Source organism: Mesorhizobium sp. M7D.F.Ca.US.005.01.1.1 (assembly GCF_003952545.1).
Lineage (GTDB): Bacteria > Pseudomonadota > Alphaproteobacteria > Rhizobiales > Rhizobiaceae > Mesorhizobium > Mesorhizobium loti.
Genome location: NZ_CP034453.1, coordinates 4,178,096 through 4,195,180 on the forward strand (window position 1 = coordinate 4,178,096; position 17,085 = coordinate 4,195,180).

The 17,085-nt window shown below is 61.9% G+C and carries 18 protein-coding genes and 1 tRNA gene; 11 read left to right on the forward strand and 8 right to left on the reverse strand.

The genetic code is table 11. The annotated features are described in order from the left end of the window. Positions 1-6 precede the first annotated feature (6 nt). From EJ076_RS19955 to EJ076_RS19985, 7 genes are all read left to right on the forward strand, one after another. Positions 7-1,089 carry an ABC transporter ATP-binding protein gene (locus EJ076_RS19955; RefSeq protein ID WP_126069028.1) on the forward strand — a complete coding sequence of 361 codons (1,083 nt, stop codon included), beginning with the start codon at positions 7-9 and terminating at the stop codon, positions 1,087-1,089. Beyond that, a complete protein-coding gene (locus EJ076_RS19960) occupies positions 1,090-1,956 on the forward strand; it encodes a sugar ABC transporter permease (RefSeq protein ID WP_109669130.1) in 867 nt (288 codons plus the stop codon). It begins immediately after the preceding gene. A 1-nt stretch (position 1,957) separates the two neighbouring features. Next, entirely contained in the window at positions 1,958-2,881 is a 924-nt protein-coding gene (locus EJ076_RS19965; protein ID WP_109669127.1) for a carbohydrate ABC transporter permease, read from the forward strand. Between the two features lie 2 nt (positions 2,882-2,883). Beyond that, positions 2,884-3,171, forward strand: coding sequence for a DUF2160 domain-containing protein (locus EJ076_RS19970; protein ID WP_109669124.1), 288 nt, complete (start codon positions 2,884-2,886; stop codon positions 3,169-3,171). 79 nt (positions 3,172-3,250) lie between these two features. Continuing rightward, entirely contained in the window at positions 3,251-4,975 is a 1,725-nt protein-coding gene (locus EJ076_RS19975; protein ID WP_109669121.1) for an ABC transporter substrate-binding protein, read from the forward strand. 97 nt (positions 4,976-5,072) lie between these two features. Continuing rightward, a complete protein-coding gene (glpK, locus tag EJ076_RS19980) occupies positions 5,073-6,563 on the forward strand; it encodes a glycerol kinase GlpK (protein ID WP_126069029.1) in 1,491 nt (496 codons plus the stop codon). Between the two features lie 82 nt (positions 6,564-6,645). Then, the gene (locus EJ076_RS19985) at positions 6,646-7,074 is read left to right on the forward strand and encodes a DUF6882 domain-containing protein (protein WP_245462840.1); all 429 of its coding nucleotides are present in this window, start codon (positions 6,646-6,648) and stop codon (positions 7,072-7,074) included. Between the two features lie 90 nt (positions 7,075-7,164). On the opposite strand, the gene EJ076_RS19990 is transcribed toward EJ076_RS19985, so the two are convergent. Beyond that, positions 7,165-7,680 carry a BA14K family protein gene (locus EJ076_RS19990; protein WP_126069030.1) on the reverse strand — a complete coding sequence of 172 codons (516 nt, stop codon included), beginning with the start codon at positions 7,678-7,680 and terminating at the stop codon, positions 7,165-7,167. Between the two features lie 304 nt (positions 7,681-7,984). Here EJ076_RS19990 and EJ076_RS19995 point away from each other — a divergent pair. Further along, positions 7,985-8,060 (forward strand) — tRNA-Lys (locus tag EJ076_RS19995). 720 nt (positions 8,061-8,780) lie between these two features. On the opposite strand, the gene EJ076_RS20000 is transcribed toward EJ076_RS19995, so the two are convergent. The 6 genes from EJ076_RS20000 to EJ076_RS20020 form a co-directional block, all read right to left on the reverse strand. Then, the gene (locus tag EJ076_RS20000; protein WP_206438728.1) at positions 8,781-9,077 is read right to left on the reverse strand and encodes an adenylate cyclase; all 297 of its coding nucleotides are present in this window, start codon (positions 9,075-9,077) and stop codon (positions 8,781-8,783) included. Between the two features lie 143 nt (positions 9,078-9,220). Then, positions 9,221-9,427 carry a hypothetical protein gene (locus tag EJ076_RS35260; protein WP_164548510.1) on the reverse strand — a complete coding sequence of 69 codons (207 nt, stop codon included), beginning with the start codon at positions 9,425-9,427 and terminating at the stop codon, positions 9,221-9,223. 243 nt (positions 9,428-9,670) lie between these two features. Further along, entirely contained in the window at positions 9,671-10,804 is a 1,134-nt protein-coding gene (dprA, locus tag EJ076_RS20005; RefSeq protein WP_126071096.1) for a DNA-processing protein DprA, read from the reverse strand. Between the two features lie 17 nt (positions 10,805-10,821). Beyond that, positions 10,822-11,409: a glycerol-3-phosphate 1-O-acyltransferase PlsY gene (gene plsY / locus EJ076_RS20010; protein ID WP_126069031.1), complete on the reverse strand. Its 588-nt coding sequence runs from the start codon at positions 11,407-11,409 to the stop codon at positions 10,822-10,824. Positions 11,410-11,466: 57 nt separating this feature from the next. Beyond that, the gene (locus tag EJ076_RS20015) at positions 11,467-12,753 is read right to left on the reverse strand and encodes a dihydroorotase (RefSeq protein ID WP_126069032.1); all 1,287 of its coding nucleotides are present in this window, start codon (positions 12,751-12,753) and stop codon (positions 11,467-11,469) included. Next, entirely contained in the window at positions 12,750-13,715 is a 966-nt protein-coding gene (locus EJ076_RS20020) for an aspartate carbamoyltransferase catalytic subunit (RefSeq protein ID WP_056587495.1), read from the reverse strand. The genes EJ076_RS20015 and EJ076_RS20020 overlap by 4 nt, the downstream gene beginning before the upstream one ends. A gap of 193 nt (positions 13,716-13,908) precedes the next feature. On the opposite strand from EJ076_RS20020, the gene EJ076_RS20025 reads away from it, so the two are divergent. The 3 genes from EJ076_RS20025 (at position 13,909) to EJ076_RS20035 (ending at position 16,642) form a co-directional block, all read left to right on the forward strand. Continuing rightward, positions 13,909-15,537, forward strand: a complete 1,629-nt coding sequence (locus tag EJ076_RS20025; RefSeq protein WP_126069033.1) for a DNA alkylation response protein — start codon at positions 13,909-13,911, stop codon at positions 15,535-15,537. Between the two features lie 194 nt (positions 15,538-15,731). Continuing rightward, positions 15,732-16,301 carry a hypothetical protein gene (locus EJ076_RS20030; RefSeq protein WP_126069034.1) on the forward strand — a complete coding sequence of 190 codons (570 nt, stop codon included), beginning with the start codon at positions 15,732-15,734 and terminating at the stop codon, positions 16,299-16,301. After that, the gene (locus EJ076_RS20035) at positions 16,301-16,642 is read left to right on the forward strand and encodes a DUF6105 family protein (protein ID WP_126069035.1); all 342 of its coding nucleotides are present in this window, start codon (positions 16,301-16,303) and stop codon (positions 16,640-16,642) included. Before EJ076_RS20030 ends, EJ076_RS20035 begins: the two co-directional genes overlap by 1 nt. Here EJ076_RS20035 and ruvX read toward each other — a convergent pair. Next, complete coding sequence (ruvX, locus tag EJ076_RS20040) at positions 16,560-17,066, reverse strand: Holliday junction resolvase RuvX (protein ID WP_126069036.1); 507 nt, start codon at positions 17,064-17,066, stop codon at positions 16,560-16,562. The two genes, EJ076_RS20035 and ruvX, sit on opposite strands and share 83 nt — an antisense overlap. Between the last annotated feature and the right edge of the window lie 19 nt (positions 17,067-17,085).

A 17,085-nucleotide genomic window follows, 5' to 3' on the forward strand; every position in this document is an offset into this window, starting at 1 on the left:
AAAGAGATGGCGCGCATCGACGTCAACCATGTCAGGCATTCCTATCTGCCCAACCCGCAGAAGGATTCCGATTTCGCGCTCAGGGAAGTGCATCACGTCTTCGAGGACGGCGGCGCCTATGCGCTGCTGGGGCCCTCGGGCTGTGGCAAGACCACGCTGCTCAACATCATTTCGGGATTGCTGCACCCCTCACACGGCCAGTTGCTGTTCAACGGCAAGGACGTGACCAATTTGTCGACGCAGGAACGCAACATCGCGCAGGTGTTCCAGTTCCCGGTCATCTACGACACCATGACCGTCTACGACAATCTGGCTTTCCCGCTGCGCAACCGCGGCGTGCCGGAAGCAGATGTCGACCGCAAGGTGCGCGAGACGCTGGAGATGATCGATCTGGCGTCCTGGGCGAAGAAGAAGGCGAGGGGCCTGACCGCCGACCAGAAGCAGAAGATCTCGCTCGGCCGCGGCTTGGTGCGCTCGGATGTCAACGCCATCCTGTTCGACGAGCCGCTGACCGTTATCGACCCGCATATGAAATGGGTGCTGCGCTCGCAGCTGAAGCAGCTGCACCGCCGGTTCGGCTACACCATGGTCTACGTCACCCACGACCAGACCGAGGCGTTGACCTTCGCCGACCAGGTGGTGGTGATGTATGATGGCGGTATCGTCCAGATCGGCACGCCGGCCGAACTGTTCGAACGGCCGCGCCACACTTTTGTCGGTTATTTCATCGGCTCGCCCGGCATGAACGTCATGCCGGTGGCGATCGACGGCAAGACGGCGAAATTGGGTTCGCAGCGGATCGAACTGCCCGGCGTGCCCAAGACTTCTATCGGGAAGACGGGCAGCGGCACCGTCGAGCTCGGCATCCGTCCCGAATATGTCCGGCTTGGCCGCGACGGCATGGCCGTTTCGATCAGCAAGGTCGAGGATCTCGGCCGCCACAAGGTGGTCCGCGCCAATCTCGAAGGCCGCGAGATTGCGGCGGTCATCGGCGAGGACGAGACCGTGCCTGCCGATCCGAAGGTGCGGTTCGACCCGGCCGGCATCAACATCTATGCCGATTCCTGGCGCGTCGAGATGGGGGCATAAATGGAAAAGACCTGGAACAACAAGGCCTGGTTCCTGGTGCTGCCGGTGCTGGTGCTGGTGGCCTTCACCGCCGTCATCCCGCTGATGACGGTCGTCAACTATTCGGTGCAGGACACGTTCGGCAACAATGTCTTCACCTGGGCCGGCACCGAATGGTTCGAAGAACTGCTCTCGTCCAGCCGCTTCTGGGAAGCGATGGTCCGCAACCTGATCTTTTCCTTCATCATCCTGGCGATTGAGGTGCCGCTCGGCATCTTCATTGCGCTCAACATGCCGAAGAAGGGCTGGGGCGTGCCGGTCTGCCTGGTGCTGATGTCGCTGCCGCTGCTGATCCCGTGGAACGTCGTCGGCACGATCTGGCAGGTGTTCGGACGCAACGACATCGGGCTGCTGGGCTATTATCTCAACGCGATCGGCATCGATTACAATTACGTGCAGGATCCGTTCGATGCCTGGGTCACGATCATCGTCATGGATGTCTGGCACTGGACCAGCCTCGTCGTGCTGCTCTGCTACGCCGGACTGGTCTCGATCCCGGATGCCTTCTACCAAGCGGCCAAGATCGATGGCGCCTCGCGCTGGGCGGTGTTTCGCTACATCCAGTTGCCGAAGATGCAGCGCGTGCTTTTGATCGCCGTTCTGTTGCGCTTCATGGACAGTTTCATGATCTACACCGAGCCCTTCGTCGTCACCGGCGGCGGGCCTGGCAATTCGACGACGTTCCTGTCGATCGACCTCGTCAAGACGGCACTCGGCCAGTTCGACCTTGGTCCGGCAGCCGCCATGTCGCTGGTCTACTTCCTTATCATCCTGTTGTTGTCGTGGGTGTTCTACACCGTGATGACCAACTACGACGCGGAGCGCTGAGATGGCTGGCGCCAACGAAACGACGACGGAGCGGGACCGGGTGAGTCAGGCGGCTGTTTCAGAAGGGCTCTCCAGCGCGCTGTCCCAGAGCGAAATCGATCGGTTGATGCGCCGGCGCGGCGAGGAATCGCGCTGGTGGTGGATCGTGCCGACGCTCTACATCATCGTGCTTTTGCTGCCGATCTACTGGCTCATCAACATGAGCTTCAAGACCAATGCGGAGATCGTTAACTCGCTGACGCTCTACCCACACGCGCCGACAATCGCCAACTACGTCACCATCTTCACCGAGAAGGCCTGGTACTCCGGCTACATCAACTCGATCACTTATGTGGTCATGAACATGGTGATTTCGGTATCGGTGGCGCTGCCGGCGGCCTATGCCTTCTCGCGCTACCGCTTCCTTGGCGACAAGCATCTGTTCTTCTGGCTGCTCACCAACCGCATGGCGCCGCCGGCGGTGTTCGCGCTGCCGTTCTTCCAGCTCTACTCGGCCTTCGGCCTGATCGACACGCACATAGCGGTCGCGCTCGCGCACTGCCTGTTCAACGTGCCGCTGGCGGTGTGGATCCTCGAAGGCTTCATGTCGGGCGTGCCGAAGGAAATCGACGAGACCGCCTATATCGACGGCTATTCGTTCCCGCGCTTCTTCATCAGGATCTTCATGCCGCTGATCGCGAGCGGCATCGGCGTCGCCTGCTTCTTCTGCTTCATGTTCTCATGGGTCGAACTGCTAATCGCCCGCACGCTGACCACCACCGACGCCAAGCCGATCGCGGCCACCATGACCCGCACCGTGTCGGCCTCCGGCATGGACTGGGGGCTGCTGGCGGCCGCCGGCGTGCTGACGCTGATACCCGGTGCGCTCGTCATCTGGTTCGTGCGCAACTACATCGCCAAGGGCTTCGCCCTGGGGAGGGTGTGATCATGAACCTCGACTTCTCCTGGATGGCATGGACCTGGCCGACGGCCGCTTTTTTTGCCGTCATCGCCCTGCTGCTGGTCGGCATGGGCGTCTGGGAATACGCCTCGCCGGGCGGCAATCCGCGCGTCGGCGTGCTGCGCTTCGAGACGACGCGCGGCGACCGCTTGTTCTTATCGCTGCTCGGCAGCGCCTTTATCCATCTCGCTTGGCTGGGTCTTGTCGGACCGAGCCTCTGGTGGGCTCTCGCTCTCTCCGTGGTCTACGCCATTGGCGTGTTCCGCTACGTATAGAGGGGGAAACTGTTGGAGCGGCCGCGTGCCGGCGACCGCTCCAGATCGCACTTGAAACCTTAAACAGTGGAGGAAACACATGCGACGGCAATTTTTAACATCAACAACGGCCCTTGTCCTGTTGCTCGGCGTAGGCAATGCCTATGCCGGGATGGATGAGGCAAAAGCCTTTCTGGACAAGGAGATAGGCGGCGTGTCGACGCTTTCCCGCGCCGACCAGGAAAAGCAGATGCAGTGGTTCATTGACGCGGCCAAGCCCTTCGCCGGCATGGACATCAAAGTCGTGTCGGAAACCTTGACCACCCACCAGTACGAGTCTCAGGTGCTGGCGCCGGCCTTTACCGCCATCACCGGCATCAAGGTCACGCATGACGTCATCCAGGAAGGCGACGTCGTCGAAAAGATCCAGACCCAGATGCAGACCGGCCAGAACATCTACGACGGCTGGGTCAACGATTCCGATCTGATCGGCACGCACTGGCGCTACCAGCAGGTGCGCAACCTGACCGACTGGATGGCGGGCGAAGGCAAGGACGTTACCGATCCGATGCTCGATGTTGACGACTTCATCGGCACCAAGTTCACCACCGCGCCGGACAAGAAGCTCTACCAGCTGCCCGACCAGCAGTTCGCGAACCTCTACTGGTTCCGTTACGACTGGTTCAACGACGAGAAGAACAAGGCCGACTTCAAGGCCAAGTACGGCTACGATCTCGGCGTGCCGGTCAATTGGTCGGCCTATGAGGACATCGCCGAATTCTTCACCGGCCGCGACGTCAACGGCAAGAAAGTCTTTGGCCACATGGACTACGGCAAGAAGGATCCGTCGCTCGGCTGGCGGTTCACCGACGCCTGGCTGTCGATGGCCGGCAACGGCGACAAGGGCCTGCCGAATGGCGTGCCGGTCGATGAATGGGGCATCAAGGTCGATGCGAATTCGCGGCCTGTCGGCTCGTGCACAGCGCGCGGCGGCGACACCAATGGACCAGCATCGGTCTATGCCATCCAGAAGTATCTTGATTGGCTGAAAGCCTATGCGCCGCCGGAAGCCCAGGGCATGACCTTCTCTGAATCCGGCCCCGTGCCGTCGCAAGGCAATGTTGCCCAGCAGATCTTCTGGTACACCGCGTTCACCGCCGACATGGTCAAGCCCGGCTTGCCGGTCATGAACGACGACGGTACGCCGAAATGGCGTATGGCGCCGTCTCCGCACGGCTCATACTGGAAGGACGGCATGAAGCTCGGCTATCAGGATGTCGGTTCCTGGACGCTGATGAAGTCGACGCCGACCGACCGCGCCAAAGCCGCCTGGCTTTATGCGCAGTTCGTCACCTCGAAGACCGTCGACGTGAAGAAGAGCCAGGTTGGCCTGACCTTCATTCGCGACTCCACCATCCATGACAAGAGCTTCACCGAACGTGCGCCGAAGCTCGGCGGTCTGATCGAGTTCTACCGCTCGCCGGCCCGTGTGCAGTGGACGCCGACCGGTACCAACGTGCCGGACTATCCGAAGCTGGCGCAGCTCTGGTGGCAGAACATCGGTGACGCATCCTCGGGTGCCAAGACACCGCAGGAAGCCATGGATTCGCTCTGCGCCGATCAGGAAAAAGTCATGGCCCGTATCGAGAAATCCGGTGTTCAGGGCGACATCGGACCGAAGATGGCCGAAGAGCATGACCTTGCCTACTGGAACGCCGACGCGGTCAAGGCCGGCAATCTCGCGCCTCAGCTGAAGCTCGAGCAGGAGAAGGACAAGCCGATCACCATCAACTACGACGAACTGGTGAAGAGCTGGCAGAAGTAACCTTGGTGTTGGCGTTCGCGCCCGCATCATGAGAATAGGGGGAGGCGGCATCTTGCCGTCTCCCCTGTTTGTGTAAAAGACTGAGTGGGGAGGCAGAATGACCGGATACATCCTTGCCATTGACCAGGGCACGACATCGACCAGGGCGATCCTGTTCGACGACAAGATGAAGGTTGCCGGCAGCGGGCAACAGGAGTTCACCCAGCACTATCCGGCCTCCGGCTGGGTTGAGCACGATCCCGAGGACATCTGGACGAGCGTCGTATCGACCGTGAAGGCAGCGCTGAAGAACGCCGGTCGAACTGCTTCCGAGGTGGCCGCACTCGGCATCACCAATCAACGCGAAACCGTTGTCATCTGGGACAGGGTGACCGGCAAGCCGATCCACAATGCCATCGTCTGGCAGGACCGGCGCACCGCGCCGTTGTGCCAGAAACTCAAGAAGCAAGGGTTGGAGAAGAAGTTCACCCGCAAGACCGGCCTGCTGCTCGATCCCTATTTCTCCGGCACCAAGATCGCTTGGATGCTCGACAAGGTGAAAGGCGCGCGGCGGCGTGCCGAGAAGGGCGAATTGCTCGCCGGCACCATCGACAGCTTTTTGATCTGGCGGCTGACCGGCGGCAAGGTCCACGCCACAGACGCCACCAACGCTTCGCGCACGCTGGTCTACAACATCGCTGAGAATGCCTGGGATGACGAGCTGCTGACCATCCTCAACATCCCGGCGAAAATGCTCCCTGAGGTAAAGGACTGTGCCGATGACTATGGAATCACGGAGAAAAGTCTCTTTGGCGCCGAGATAAGAATCCTCGGGGTTGCCGGCGACCAGCATGCCGCGACCATCGGCCAGGCCTGCTTTGAGCCAGGTATGATGAAGTCGACCTATGGCACTGGCTGTTTTGCGCTGCTGAACACCGGCAGCGACCTGGTGCGTTCGAAGAACCGGCTCTTGACCACCATTGCCTACCGGCTGAACGGCAAGACGACCTACGCACTGGAAGGCTCGATCTTCATTGCCGGTGCCGCGGTTCAATGGTTGCGCGATGGCATCAAGGTGATCGGCAAGGCCGAGCAGAGCGGCAAACTGGCGGCAGAAGCTGATCCGACGCAAAATGTCTACCTGGTGCCCGCCTTTGTCGGACTCGGCGCACCGCATTGGGATGCCGAGGCACGCGGCGCCATCTTCGGGCTGACCCGCAATTCCGGTCCGGCGGAGTTTGCCCGCGCCGCGCTGGAAGCCGTGGCCTACCAGACGCGCGACCTGCTCGACGCTATGCGCAAGGACTGGAAGGGCGCTTCGGCCAAGACCGTGCTTCGGGTCGACGGTGGCATGGTGGCGTCGGACTGGACCATGCAGCGTCTGGCCGACATCCTGGATGCACCGGTCGACCGTCCGACCATCCTCGAGACGACAGCGCTCGGCGCCGCATGGCTGGCTGGCTCGAAGGCAGGTGTGTGGCCGGATGCCAAGAAATTCGCGAAAAGCTGGGCACTCGAACGGCGCTTCCAGCCGGACATGGATGGCTCCGTGCGCGTAGCCAAGCTTGCTGGTTGGCGCGATGCTGTGCGCAGGACGCTGAGCGTGTAATAAACAGCCATCGGTGCTGGGTAATGGGGAGAGGAATGCAGCCAGACTGGTATCCTGCTTGGCGTGACGAAGCCATCAAACAGTGAAGGTCAAGAATGACCGCTTGGAGAAAGACTTTCAGGTCGGCCACTGGTCTCGCTACGACTATGATATAGGGAGCAGAAGACTTCTGTTTGCCAAAGACGGGAACGTCAAAGTGACCGCAGAGGTCCAGATCGCCGGTTCGACGAGCGCCAAGTCGCAGAGTTGGCTCTGGGCTTGGGCAAATTCAAACTGGCCCGACGATGTAATGATCGACGCAAAGCTGGTTCGATCCTTCGGCGAGACGAACAGCATCGACGAACTGGCCCAGTCTTACGTTCGGGATGCCGACGATGACCTGGAAGTGCTTGGTTGGGAACTGAGCGCCGTGGCGGTTCGAATTTGCGACGCCCTTGGAGCATATCGCTCACCGAGCGCGGAAGGCGACGCGCGTTATTACATCATCAAGGGCATCAGTTGGGCAGGCTGATACTGGCTCGCTATTCGCTATACTGAAAGAGAAGACCCGCGCCACTTATGGCACGGGCCTGCTCGTCAGCTCCTTGTACTCACCCGCGAATCAATAAGGCGAGCGGCACTCCTGACGAGGGCCGTAGTTCGGCTGGAACGTGTTGTCCGAAGAGCGGTAGCTGCGATAGTGGTCGTAGCACCACTGCACATGCGAATTGCCTTCGTAGACACGGTTGTTTTCACTGTTGATGATCGCGCCGGTGATCAGGGCGCCGGTGGCGAAGGCAGCCAGCGGGAACCAGTTGTCGCCATGGCGCCGATAGCCGCGATGGTATTCGCGATAGCCGCGGTGGCCGTTCCAATACACGCCACGATCATTGTTGCGGGCAAAGTTCCGATTGCCATTGAAATTGCGGCTGAAGTTGCGGCGATCGCCGTGACGCTTCCACTCAGGATATTGGGAAGGATGTTGGGCTGGCGTGTCGCCGGCTGCGACGTTCAGGATATTTGACGACGTCACCGGTGCCTGAGGCACGAACATTTGTGCTGCATTGGCCGGACCGGCGGCTGCCGCGAACGAAACTGACAATGTGGTCGCCAGTATACCCGATACGATCTTGTTCATTATCTTCTCCTTCGAAAGGGTGATTGACGTCCCTTGTGGCGAGGAAACGGGCGAGGTGGCTTATAGTTCCCCGCGAAAACGCCAAGTTGCTGATTTGTAATGTTTCTCCGGCCTGCTGGCGAGGCGACAGACCGGTCGTGCAATTGCTCTGCCAGGGCGGTGTCTCTCATGATCGAAGCGGCCACTCAGACCCGGCGATCATGCTGGAAAAGCCCGGCCTGCGAATGCTGTTTTTCCGGTTGACCGGTCGAGGCACTCTCCCTATGTTCCGCGCAATTTCGAGGGTCGCCTTTCGCGCCCGCGGGAGCGCGTAGCTCAGCCGGTAGAGCAACTGACTTTTAATCAGTAGGTCATGGGTTCGAATCCCATCGCGCTCACCAACAAATCAATCACTTAGATCGAAAATCTATGCGCACGTGTATTTACCGGTATTACCTAGAATTCCCATGTTTTCCGGGCTTTTCTTGGCGTTATCCGGGAATCGCTGGCGCACGCGGCGCATGAAAAAGCCCGCGCGAGGCGGGCCTTCGATCCGATGTTGATGATGCGGTTAGGCCAAGTGCGTGCCCGATCAGCGAACGACCGTACGCCATACACCTCTTGCCCCTTGCTCGTTCTTGCCCTCGATAGAACCAGCGACGGCAAAGGCTGGTCTTTTTCCTGCCTCAGGCGCAAAGCGCATAGCCCGACGTCATCCAAATTCGGAGCGGTGCCAGATGGCGCAACAATTATTGGGCAGGCGGCCATTATGGGCGATACAGAGGTTACTATGGCCACCCCTACTATGGGCGTGGATACGGCGGCTATGACGACTTCCTTCAGGAGGACTTATCGCCGGAGCAGTGATCGGAAGCATGTTCAACAACGGCTGCTACGGTGGCGGTTACTACGGTGGCGGGTATTACGGCGGTGGGTATTATGCTGACCCGTATTACGGCGGCGGCCATTACCGCTCTGTGTGTTACGACAGGCACTACTATCACCGACATCACTACCGTAGGCACTACTACCGCTACTGAAATACCGACATGCTATCGCATCTAGCCCGCTGCCTCCACGGTGGCGGGCCTGCCTTTTCGTTCGCAGATTGCGGCAGTCCATTAATGGTTATTGGACTGCTGGAAGCCGGCCACGTCGTATTGAGATACGCTCTTCGGATTCTTTGAGTTCTGCGGCTGCTCGCCAGCGTAGTGTGTTCCCGCATTACCAGCTGGGTTGAAGGCTGAACCCGGAGCAGAGCTTGCGTGGCCTGGAGTGGCACTTCCTGTTTGAGGGGTTCCGATCGTTTGATTGGGCTGACCTGTCGTGCCTGTTACGGTGTGGACGTTGGCGGCGAAGGCCATGCCAGTGGAGGCTATGAATAAGCCGGCCATCATTGGTGTGAGGAGATGTTTCATGGTGTTCCTCCTAAAGCATTGGGTTTCAGGAAGGGCGCTCGGGTCTTTATGAGCACCCGGCGAGTTAGACGTCATGTGCCACGAACGCTTTTCGGACCGCTATTCGTCCCGAGCATCGCGAATCTGTGATGTCGCGCGACATTTCAACGTTTCTTCGCCTTCGGCGTGATCTCTTCGACCCGCACCTTGTCGCCGATCTCCTTGGCCGCCGCCAGGGCTTCGGCCTTGTCTTTGGCGTCAGGACCGTGCGCCAGTGCGGTTTCTCGAATACGCTGACGATGTAGGTTGTGGCGGGCTTGTCGGGTATCTCTTCCTCTGATCGATGAAAGCCCGCGCCATGGAGCGACCAATGACGTGGCCGGCTGACGTTTAGCCGACTAGCCTTTCGCCGGATGCCAGTGACAACATCCGAGCATGAACTTAACTATTCGAAACGGCTAATGTTCCGTTCGAGCTAGCGGATCATCGCTGCGCTTGAATGTCGGTTTCCAGTCGCGGTTGCTCTTCGCCTGGATCCCTTCGTAGACAGGAACCACCGTGAAAAACACCGACCGGCGGTCGCGAGGTTCGAATCCCATCGCACTCACCATTGCTCACTCATTCGCAAACACCAGCGAGACATTGCCGCCGGCGTGGCGCTCGAGCCGGCCGGCGAGGTCGAGTTCCAGCAGCACCATGAAGACCTGGGCCGGGTGCAGGCGCGTGTGGCGGATGATCTCGTCGACCGCCACCGGTGTCGGGCCGAGCGCCTCGATGACGCGGGCGCGGTCGCTTTCGCCGGGCGGTGGCGTGGCCGAGAAGTCGGGCGGCTCTTCGAACGGCGGCACTTCGGGCGCCCGCATGCCGGTCAGCGGGGCGATTGCCCGCGAAATGTCCGATGCCTCGGTCACCAAGGTGGCACCATCCTTGAGCAAGCCGTTGGTACCCGCGGCGCGTGGATCGAGCGGTGAGCCTGGTACGGCGAAGACCAGCCGGCCCATTTCGCCGGCAAGTCTGGCGCTGATCAGGGATCCCGAACGTTGCGCTGCCTCGACCACCACCAGCCCAAGGGCCGCACCCGCGACAAGGCGGTTGCGGCGCGGGAAATCCTGGGCGCGCGGCTGCCAGCCGAAGGGCATTTCCGAGATGACGGCGCCGCGCTCGGCAATGTCCTCACACAGGCCGGCATTTTCAGGCGGGTAGGGCAGGTCGAGGCCTCCGGCCAGAACGCCGATGGTGCCAGTCGCCAGACTGCCCTGATGCGCCGCCGTGTCGATGCCGCGGGCCAGGCCGGAGACGATTGCATAGCCGTCGCGGCCGAGATCCGCCGCCAGCATGCGCGCCATCTTGATACCGGCCAGCGATGCGTTGCGGGCACCGACAATGGCGATCCCCGGCAGCCGGAAGACGGCGGAATTGCCTTTGACCGCCAACAGCGGCGGCGGATGGTCCATGTTGCGCAAGAGCGGCGGATAGTCAGGCTCACCAATGCCGACAAAGCGCGCGCCAGCCTTTCGGGCCGTTTCCAATTCGGCCTCGGCTTCCGCGATCGCTGGGATGCGGGCAATGCGGTTGGCGCCGCCCGAAATCATCAATTCCGGCAGCATTTCCAGTGCGACTTCGGCCGAACCGAAGCGGTTGATCAGGTCGCGAAAGGAGGCGGGGCCGACATTCTGGGTGCGGATCAGCCGCAGCCAACTCAGCCGCTGCCGGTCGCTGAGGCGCGGCCCGGCGGCCGGCTCGCTCACCGCGGTGGCGCGATCGCTCACCCCTTGGCTCCAATCTTGCCCTCGGTGCCGGCAAGCAGGCGTGAAATGTTTTCCCGGTGCTTGATGAAAACGATGATGCTCATCACCACGAACAGGGCGGCAATCTGAGGCGTGCTCAGGACATAGAGCGCGATCGGCACGATGACCGCCGCCGTCAGCGCCGCCAGCGAGGAGTAGCGGAACAGGAAAGCCATCACCAGCCAAACGACGGCGAAGATCAGCGCCACCTGCCAGGCAAGGCCGATCAGCACGCCGAGATAGGTGGCAACGCCCTTGCCGCCCTTGAACCCGAGCCATACCGGGAAGAGATGGCCGAGAAAGGCGCCGAGACCGGCCCAGATCGCCAGGTCAGGCGCAAAATGGCCTGATATCAGCACGGCAGCCGTGCCTTTCAGCGCGTCGAGCAGCAGCGTCGCAGCGGCAAGGCCCTTGTTGCCGGTGCGCAAGACATTGGTGGCACCGATATTGCCGGAGCCGATCTTGCGCACATCACCAAGGCCGGCCGCGCGCGTCAGCAGAAGTCCGAAAGGAATCGAGCCAAGCAAATAGCCAAACACAAGCGCTGGGATGAGGCTGTAAGTCATTGTTTCCCCGGCATTTCCCCAGTTTGACCGGATCAGGCGCGGTGCGCGTTTGCCGGCTCAGGCGGAAAACACTGTGCGGCCCGCAACCAGCGTTTGCAAGACCTTACCCTGCAGCCGCGCGCCTTCGAAACAGGTGTTTTTCGAGCGCGAACGAATGCCGCCTTCGCTGACGATCCAGGGTTCGTCGAGATCGACAAGGGCAAGATCGGCAACAGCGCCGGGCTTCAGCGTGCCGCCGGGCAGTCCGAACAGTCTTGCCGGAGCCGTGGACAGGGTCTCGATCAGCCGGAGCAACGGCACGTCGCCATTGTGGTAGAGCCGCAGTGCCGCGCCCAGCAGCGTCTCCAACCCTATGGCGCCGGCCGCCGCGTCGGCGAAAGGCAGGCGCTTGGTGTCGACGTCCTGCGGGTCGTGCGAGGAGACGATGATGTCGATCGTGCCGTCCCTGACCGCCTCGATCATCGCCAGCCGATCTTCCTCGGCGCGCAGGGGCGGCGTCAGGCGAAAGAAGGTGCGGTACTCGCCGACATCGTTTTCATTCAGCGACAGATTGTGGATCGCGACGCCCGATGTGACGGCTGCACCATCGGCTTTCGCGCGCGTCACGGCGTTTGCCGCCATCGCCGTCGAGATCTTTGCCGCATGGTACGAACCGCGCGTCAGGCGCGCCAGCGCAAGATCGCGCTCCAGCGGAATGGATTCGGCTTCGCGCGGAATGCCGGAAAGGCCGAGCCAGCTTGCGTAGAGGCCCTCATTCATTACGCCGGATGACCCCAGGTCGGCATCCTGCGTTTCATGCACGATGGTGGCGCCGAAGTCGCGTGCATAGGTCAGTGCGCGGCGCATCACCAGCGCGCTCGATATGGTGTGGCGGCCATCGGTGAAGGCGACCGCGCCGGCTTCGCGCAGCAGGCCGAACTCGGTCATTTCGCGCCCGTCGAGGCCCTTGGTGATTGCCGCTGCCGGAAAGACGTTGACGCTTGCCGTGTCCTTGGCGGTGCGCAGCACGAACTCGACCAACGCGACATTGTCGATCACCGGGTCGGTATCGGGCATCATGACGATGGAGGTGACGCCGCCGGCCGCTGCCGCGACACTTGCCGACGCAATGGTTTCGCGATGCTCGCCGCCCGGCTCGCCGATGAAGACGCGGCCATCGATCAGGCCGGGAATGATCGCCTTGCCGGCGCAGTCGATAACGGCCGCGCCCTCGGGGGCGCCTTGGTTCAGCGCTGCCTTGCCGGCGGCGACGATCTTGCGGCCATCGACGATGACGGCGCCGACTTCGTCCATGCTGCGCGAGGGATCGACAATGCGGGCGCGCTCAAAAACCGTTATGCTCATGCGCCGCGGCCCTCATGGTTGCGGCGCGGGTCAAGCAGGGCTTCCATGACGGCCATGCGCACGGCAACGCCCATCTCGACCTGTTCCTGGATGACGCTTTGCGGACCATCGGCGATTTCCGAGGCGATCTCAACGCCGCGGTTCATCGGCCCGGGATGCATCACCAGCGCGTCGTCCTTGGCCGCCTTCAGTTTCTCTGCATCGAGGCCGAAATAGCGGAAATATTCGCGCACCGAAGGCACGAAGGCGCCTTCCATGCGCTCGCGCTGCAGGCGCAGCATCATCACCACGTCGGCGCCCTTGAGGCCTTCGGCCATCGAACGAGTGACGATGACACCCATCTTCTCGATGCCGGTGGGCAACAGCGTCGACGGCGCGACGACACGCACCTGCGCGCCGAGCGCGTTGAGCAGCATGATGTTCGAGCGCGCCACGCGCGAATGCAGGATGTCGCCGCAGATCGCCACGATCAGCTTCGACAGCGGCCCCTTGGCGCGGCGGATGGTCAGCGCATCGAGCAGCGCCTGTGTCGGATGCTCATGCGCACCGTCGCCGGCATTGACGACGGAGCAGCCGACCTTCTGCGCCAGCAGCGCCGCCGCGCCCGCCGATTGGTGGCGGATGATCAATATGTCGGGCCGCATGGCGTTCAGCGTCATCGCCGTATCGATGAGCGTTTCGCCCTTCTTCACCGAAGAACTCGCCACCGACATGTTCATGACGTCGGCGCCGAGCCGCTTTCCGGCAAGCTCGAACGACGACTGCGTGCGCGTCGAGGCTTCATAGAAGAGGTTGATCTGGGTGCGGCCGCGCAGCGTCGAGGTTTTTTTCTCGGACTGCCGCGAGATCGCGACTGCGCGGTCCGCCCTGTCGAGCAATAGCTCGATGTCGGCGGGGGAAAGGTCGCGGATGCCCAGAAGATGGCGGTGAGGGTAGAGTGGCAGGGACGAAGCGTCGGTCATCTCAAGGCGCTGCTATAGGGTGGAGATTTTGCGGCTGCAAGCGCCAGCTTTGGATTGGAGCCGTTCTCCTCAATTTTTTCGTGTAGATGGCCGATTGTATCGGCCGGTATTTTCATCGCGCGCGCTGCATGGCTTGGCTATATCTAGCCGACAGCCTCGGATTCGTGGCTTTCTGACGATAGAAGGATTGGGCGTGACCGACGACGTGACCAACCAGCCGCCGCCGCTGACGGGCGGCAACGCCTGGCGGGGCGATCCTTTGCTGATCCAACTCGCGGAGCGTTTTTCCGATCCGGTGCGCAAGGATCTCGACGGGCTCGGCCGTTTCGTGCTGACGCAGGAGGCGCAGGAACTGGCGCGCCTCGCCAATGTCGAGACGCCGAAGCTCAGGACGCACGATCGTCAGGGCCGGCGCATCGACGTGGTCGAGTTCCATCCCGCCTATCACGCCTTGATGCGCCGCTCGGTGGCCAACGGACTGCATTCCTCTGTGTGGGAAAACGGCGACGCCGAGATCGGCCGCCGCCATCAGGTCCGTTCCGCCCGGTTTTACCTCACCGCAGAGCTCGAGACCGGGCATCTGTGCCCCATCACCATGACCAACGCTTCGCTAGCGGCGCTGATGGCCAGCCCAAAATTGTTTCGCGAATGGGCGCCGCGCGTGACGACGCGCAAATATGACCAGAGCCAGAAGCCGCCGGTCGAGAAGACCGGGCTGACGCTCGGCATGGGCATGACCGAGAAACAGGGCGGCACCGATGTGCGCGCCAATGTGACAAGGGCGGAACGCGCCGGCAGCGGGTTTTATCGCCTGACCGGGCACAAATGGTTTATGTCGGCGCCGATGTCGGATGCGTTCCTGGTGCTGGCGCAGGCGCCGGAGGGGCTGTCATGCTTCCTCGTGCCGCGCGTTCTCGGCGACGGCTCGGGCAATGGCTTCCGCTTCCAGCGGCTGAAAGACAAGCTCGGCAACCGCTCCAACGCGTCCTCCGAAGTGGAATTCGTCAACGCCATCGGCGAGATGGTCGGCGAACCGGGTGCCGGCGTGAAGACGATCATGGACATGGTGACGCTCACCCGGCTCGATTGTGCCATCGCATCGTCGGCGATCATGCGCGCCGGCCTCGCCGAGGCTGTTCATCATGCCCGCCACCGCCAGGTGTTCGGCTCAACCTTGATCGAGCAGCCGCTGATGCAGCGCGTGCTGGCCGACATGGCGCTTGATGTCGCCGCAGCCACCGCACTGTCGTTCCGGCTGGCGCGGTCCTTCGACGAGGCGGCGAGCGATCGCGGCGAAGCGGCGTTTGCCCGCGCCATGACGCCAGTCGTCAAATACTGGGTCTGCAAGATCGCGCCGCCGTTGCTCTATGAGGCGATGGAGTGTCTCGGTGGCAATGGCTATGTCGAGGAGGCGCCACTCGCCCGCTATTATCGCGAAGCCCCGGTCAACGCGATCTGGGAAGGCTCGGGCAATGTTATGGCGCTCGACGTGCTGCGCGTGCTTGGCCGTGCGCCCGGCCTGTTCGAGGATGTGCTGGCCGGCATCGACCGCGATCTCGGCGCCGGCGGGCGCGGCACGATCGGGGTGCTGAAGGCGGCGATGCAAGTCGCTTCAACCGACGAGGGCTCGGCCCGGCTGCTCACCGAACAGCTGGCGTTGTCGGCGGCAGCGGCGGAGTTGCGCCGGCTGGGGGCAGGGCGAATCGCCGACGCTTTCGTCGAGACGCGCCTGGCAGGCCAATGGCGCAATACCTATGGCATGCTCGATTCGCGCCACGATGCGCGCATGATCATCGACACGCTCTATCCGCCGGTGAATTGAGCCGCGAGCATCGCAAAAACCGGCGCCATCCACAGTTTTGAGGCGTTGGTGGATATCCTCACGCGTATAGCTAATCGCCGTTAACCTTAACAAATGGTTTCCGTTGCGATGGCGAGCGGCAGGGCCCACTGTCCCGGTGCAAGCAGGGAATGGTTCAAACTGGCCGTCCCTTGCTTTGCGAAACAGGAACACCGATGCGACAGGTACTGACCTCTTTTCTGGCGTTGCACTGGGCGATCGTTTTCGCCCTGCTTGCGCTCATCTGCATCGACGGAAACCGCGGCGTGGCGGCGGCGCTCGGCGTGTTGGGTACCACAATCGAGGCCTCCCGCTTCGTCGACCTCGACAATTTCGTTGTGGTGGCGCCGCTTGCCACCGCATTGCTTGTGGTCTCCGTGCTGTTCTCCTGGGCCTTTGTCGAAGGCCTGATCAACGACGCTGCCAGCCCGGGCGCTGACAGCGTTGCCCGCATCGCCTTCATCTCCGCATCCGGCGTATTGTCGCTGATCGTCATCGGTGGCGCCGCGCAAGGCATCAACGGGCTGTTCATGGCTGTCGCCGTGCAGTTGGCAGCACTTCTGGCGTCCTATGTCGCAATGCTTGCCGAGCGGCGGTCCGTGGTTGCGGCAGCGGCTTCAGGCGAGGGCGAAGTCCGCGCCGTCGCGCACGGCATGGCAAAGGCCGCGGCCCACAATTCGCTGCTTTCACTCATATCGGGCCGAACGGTCTCTAAGACGGGCTCCAATCCCAGGGGAGGCCGCTGATGCGTTACATCTTCGCATTCTGGGCGGCTCCGATGGCGATTTTCTGGGGCTGGTTCTACCTGTCGGCCAATGACATCAATTTCGGCTACACGATGCTCAGCCGACAGATGCACGATTTCTTTTTTCAGCTCTATGGTCAGATGCTTGGCATCGATCCGGCGATCATTCCCGGCATGGTGGCGAAGACGTGCGTCTTCGACGGGTTTCTGCTGATGGCGCTTTGGGCGTTCCGCCGTCGCCGCGAAATCGCCGGCTGGGTCAAACAGCGCTGGGCGGGTCCGGTTCCGTTCGAGCGGATGCGTGGAGCGACTGAAGCCGGTCCAAAACTCCCTGCAGAATAAACGCGGCTGCCGCCGAATCGATCTTGCCGGCGCGCTTGCGGCGCGAGAAATCCATCTCGATCAGCGTCCTTTCGGCCGCGACCGTCGATAGCCTTTCATCCCAGAGCACGAAGGGCAGGTCGCTCATCTGCGCCATGTTGCGGACGAAGGCGCGCGATTTCTGCGCACGCGGCCCTTCCGACCCGTCCATATTGATCGGCAGCCCAATCACCACCGCGCCGGCATTCTCCTTCTGTAGCAAGGCAAGCAGGACCGCCGCATCGAGCGAGAATTTCCTTCGCATGATGACCGGGCGCGGATGGGCGAAGGAAAACCTCTGGTCCGAGATCGCGACGCCGATCGTCTTGTCGCCGAGGTCAAGCCCGGCCAGCGTCTTGCCGCCGGTTAGCCGCGCCGGCAATTCCTCTATCGTGATAATGCCCAACGGCCGTCCTCACCTTTCA

Excerpts from the sequence above, each read along its gene's own strand:
- EJ076_RS19955 (WP_126069028.1), top strand. The coding sequence starts at position 7 with ATGGCGCGCATCGACGTCAACCATGTCAGGCATTCCTATCTGCCCAAC.
- EJ076_RS19960 (WP_109669130.1), top strand. The coding sequence starts at position 1,090 with ATGGAAAAGACCTGGAACAACAAGGCCTGGTTCCTGGTGCTGCCGGTG.
- EJ076_RS19965 (WP_109669127.1), top strand. The coding sequence starts at position 1,958 with ATGGCTGGCGCCAACGAAACGACGACGGAGCGGGACCGGGTGAGTCAG.
- EJ076_RS19970 (WP_109669124.1), top strand. The coding sequence starts at position 2,884 with ATGAACCTCGACTTCTCCTGGATGGCATGGACCTGGCCGACGGCCGCT.
- EJ076_RS19975 (WP_109669121.1), top strand. The coding sequence starts at position 3,251 with ATGCGACGGCAATTTTTAACATCAACAACGGCCCTTGTCCTGTTGCTC.
- glpK (WP_126069029.1), top strand. The coding sequence starts at position 5,073 with ATGACCGGATACATCCTTGCCATTGACCAGGGCACGACATCGACCAGG.
- EJ076_RS19990 (WP_126069030.1), bottom strand. The coding sequence starts at position 7,680 with ATGAACAAGATCGTATCGGGTATACTGGCGACCACATTGTCAGTTTCG.
- EJ076_RS20000 (WP_206438728.1), bottom strand. The coding sequence starts at position 9,077 with ATGAAACATCTCCTCACACCAATGATGGCCGGCTTATTCATAGCCTCC.
- plsY (WP_126069031.1), bottom strand. The coding sequence starts at position 11,409 with ATGACTTACAGCCTCATCCCAGCGCTTGTGTTTGGCTATTTGCTTGGC.
- EJ076_RS20015 (WP_126069032.1), bottom strand. The coding sequence starts at position 12,753 with ATGAGCATAACGGTTTTTGAGCGCGCCCGCATTGTCGATCCCTCGCGC.
- EJ076_RS20020 (WP_056587495.1), bottom strand. The coding sequence starts at position 13,715 with ATGACCGACGCTTCGTCCCTGCCACTCTACCCTCACCGCCATCTTCTG.
- EJ076_RS20030 (WP_126069034.1), top strand. The coding sequence starts at position 15,732 with ATGCGACAGGTACTGACCTCTTTTCTGGCGTTGCACTGGGCGATCGTT.
- EJ076_RS20035 (WP_126069035.1), top strand. The coding sequence starts at position 16,301 with ATGCGTTACATCTTCGCATTCTGGGCGGCTCCGATGGCGATTTTCTGG.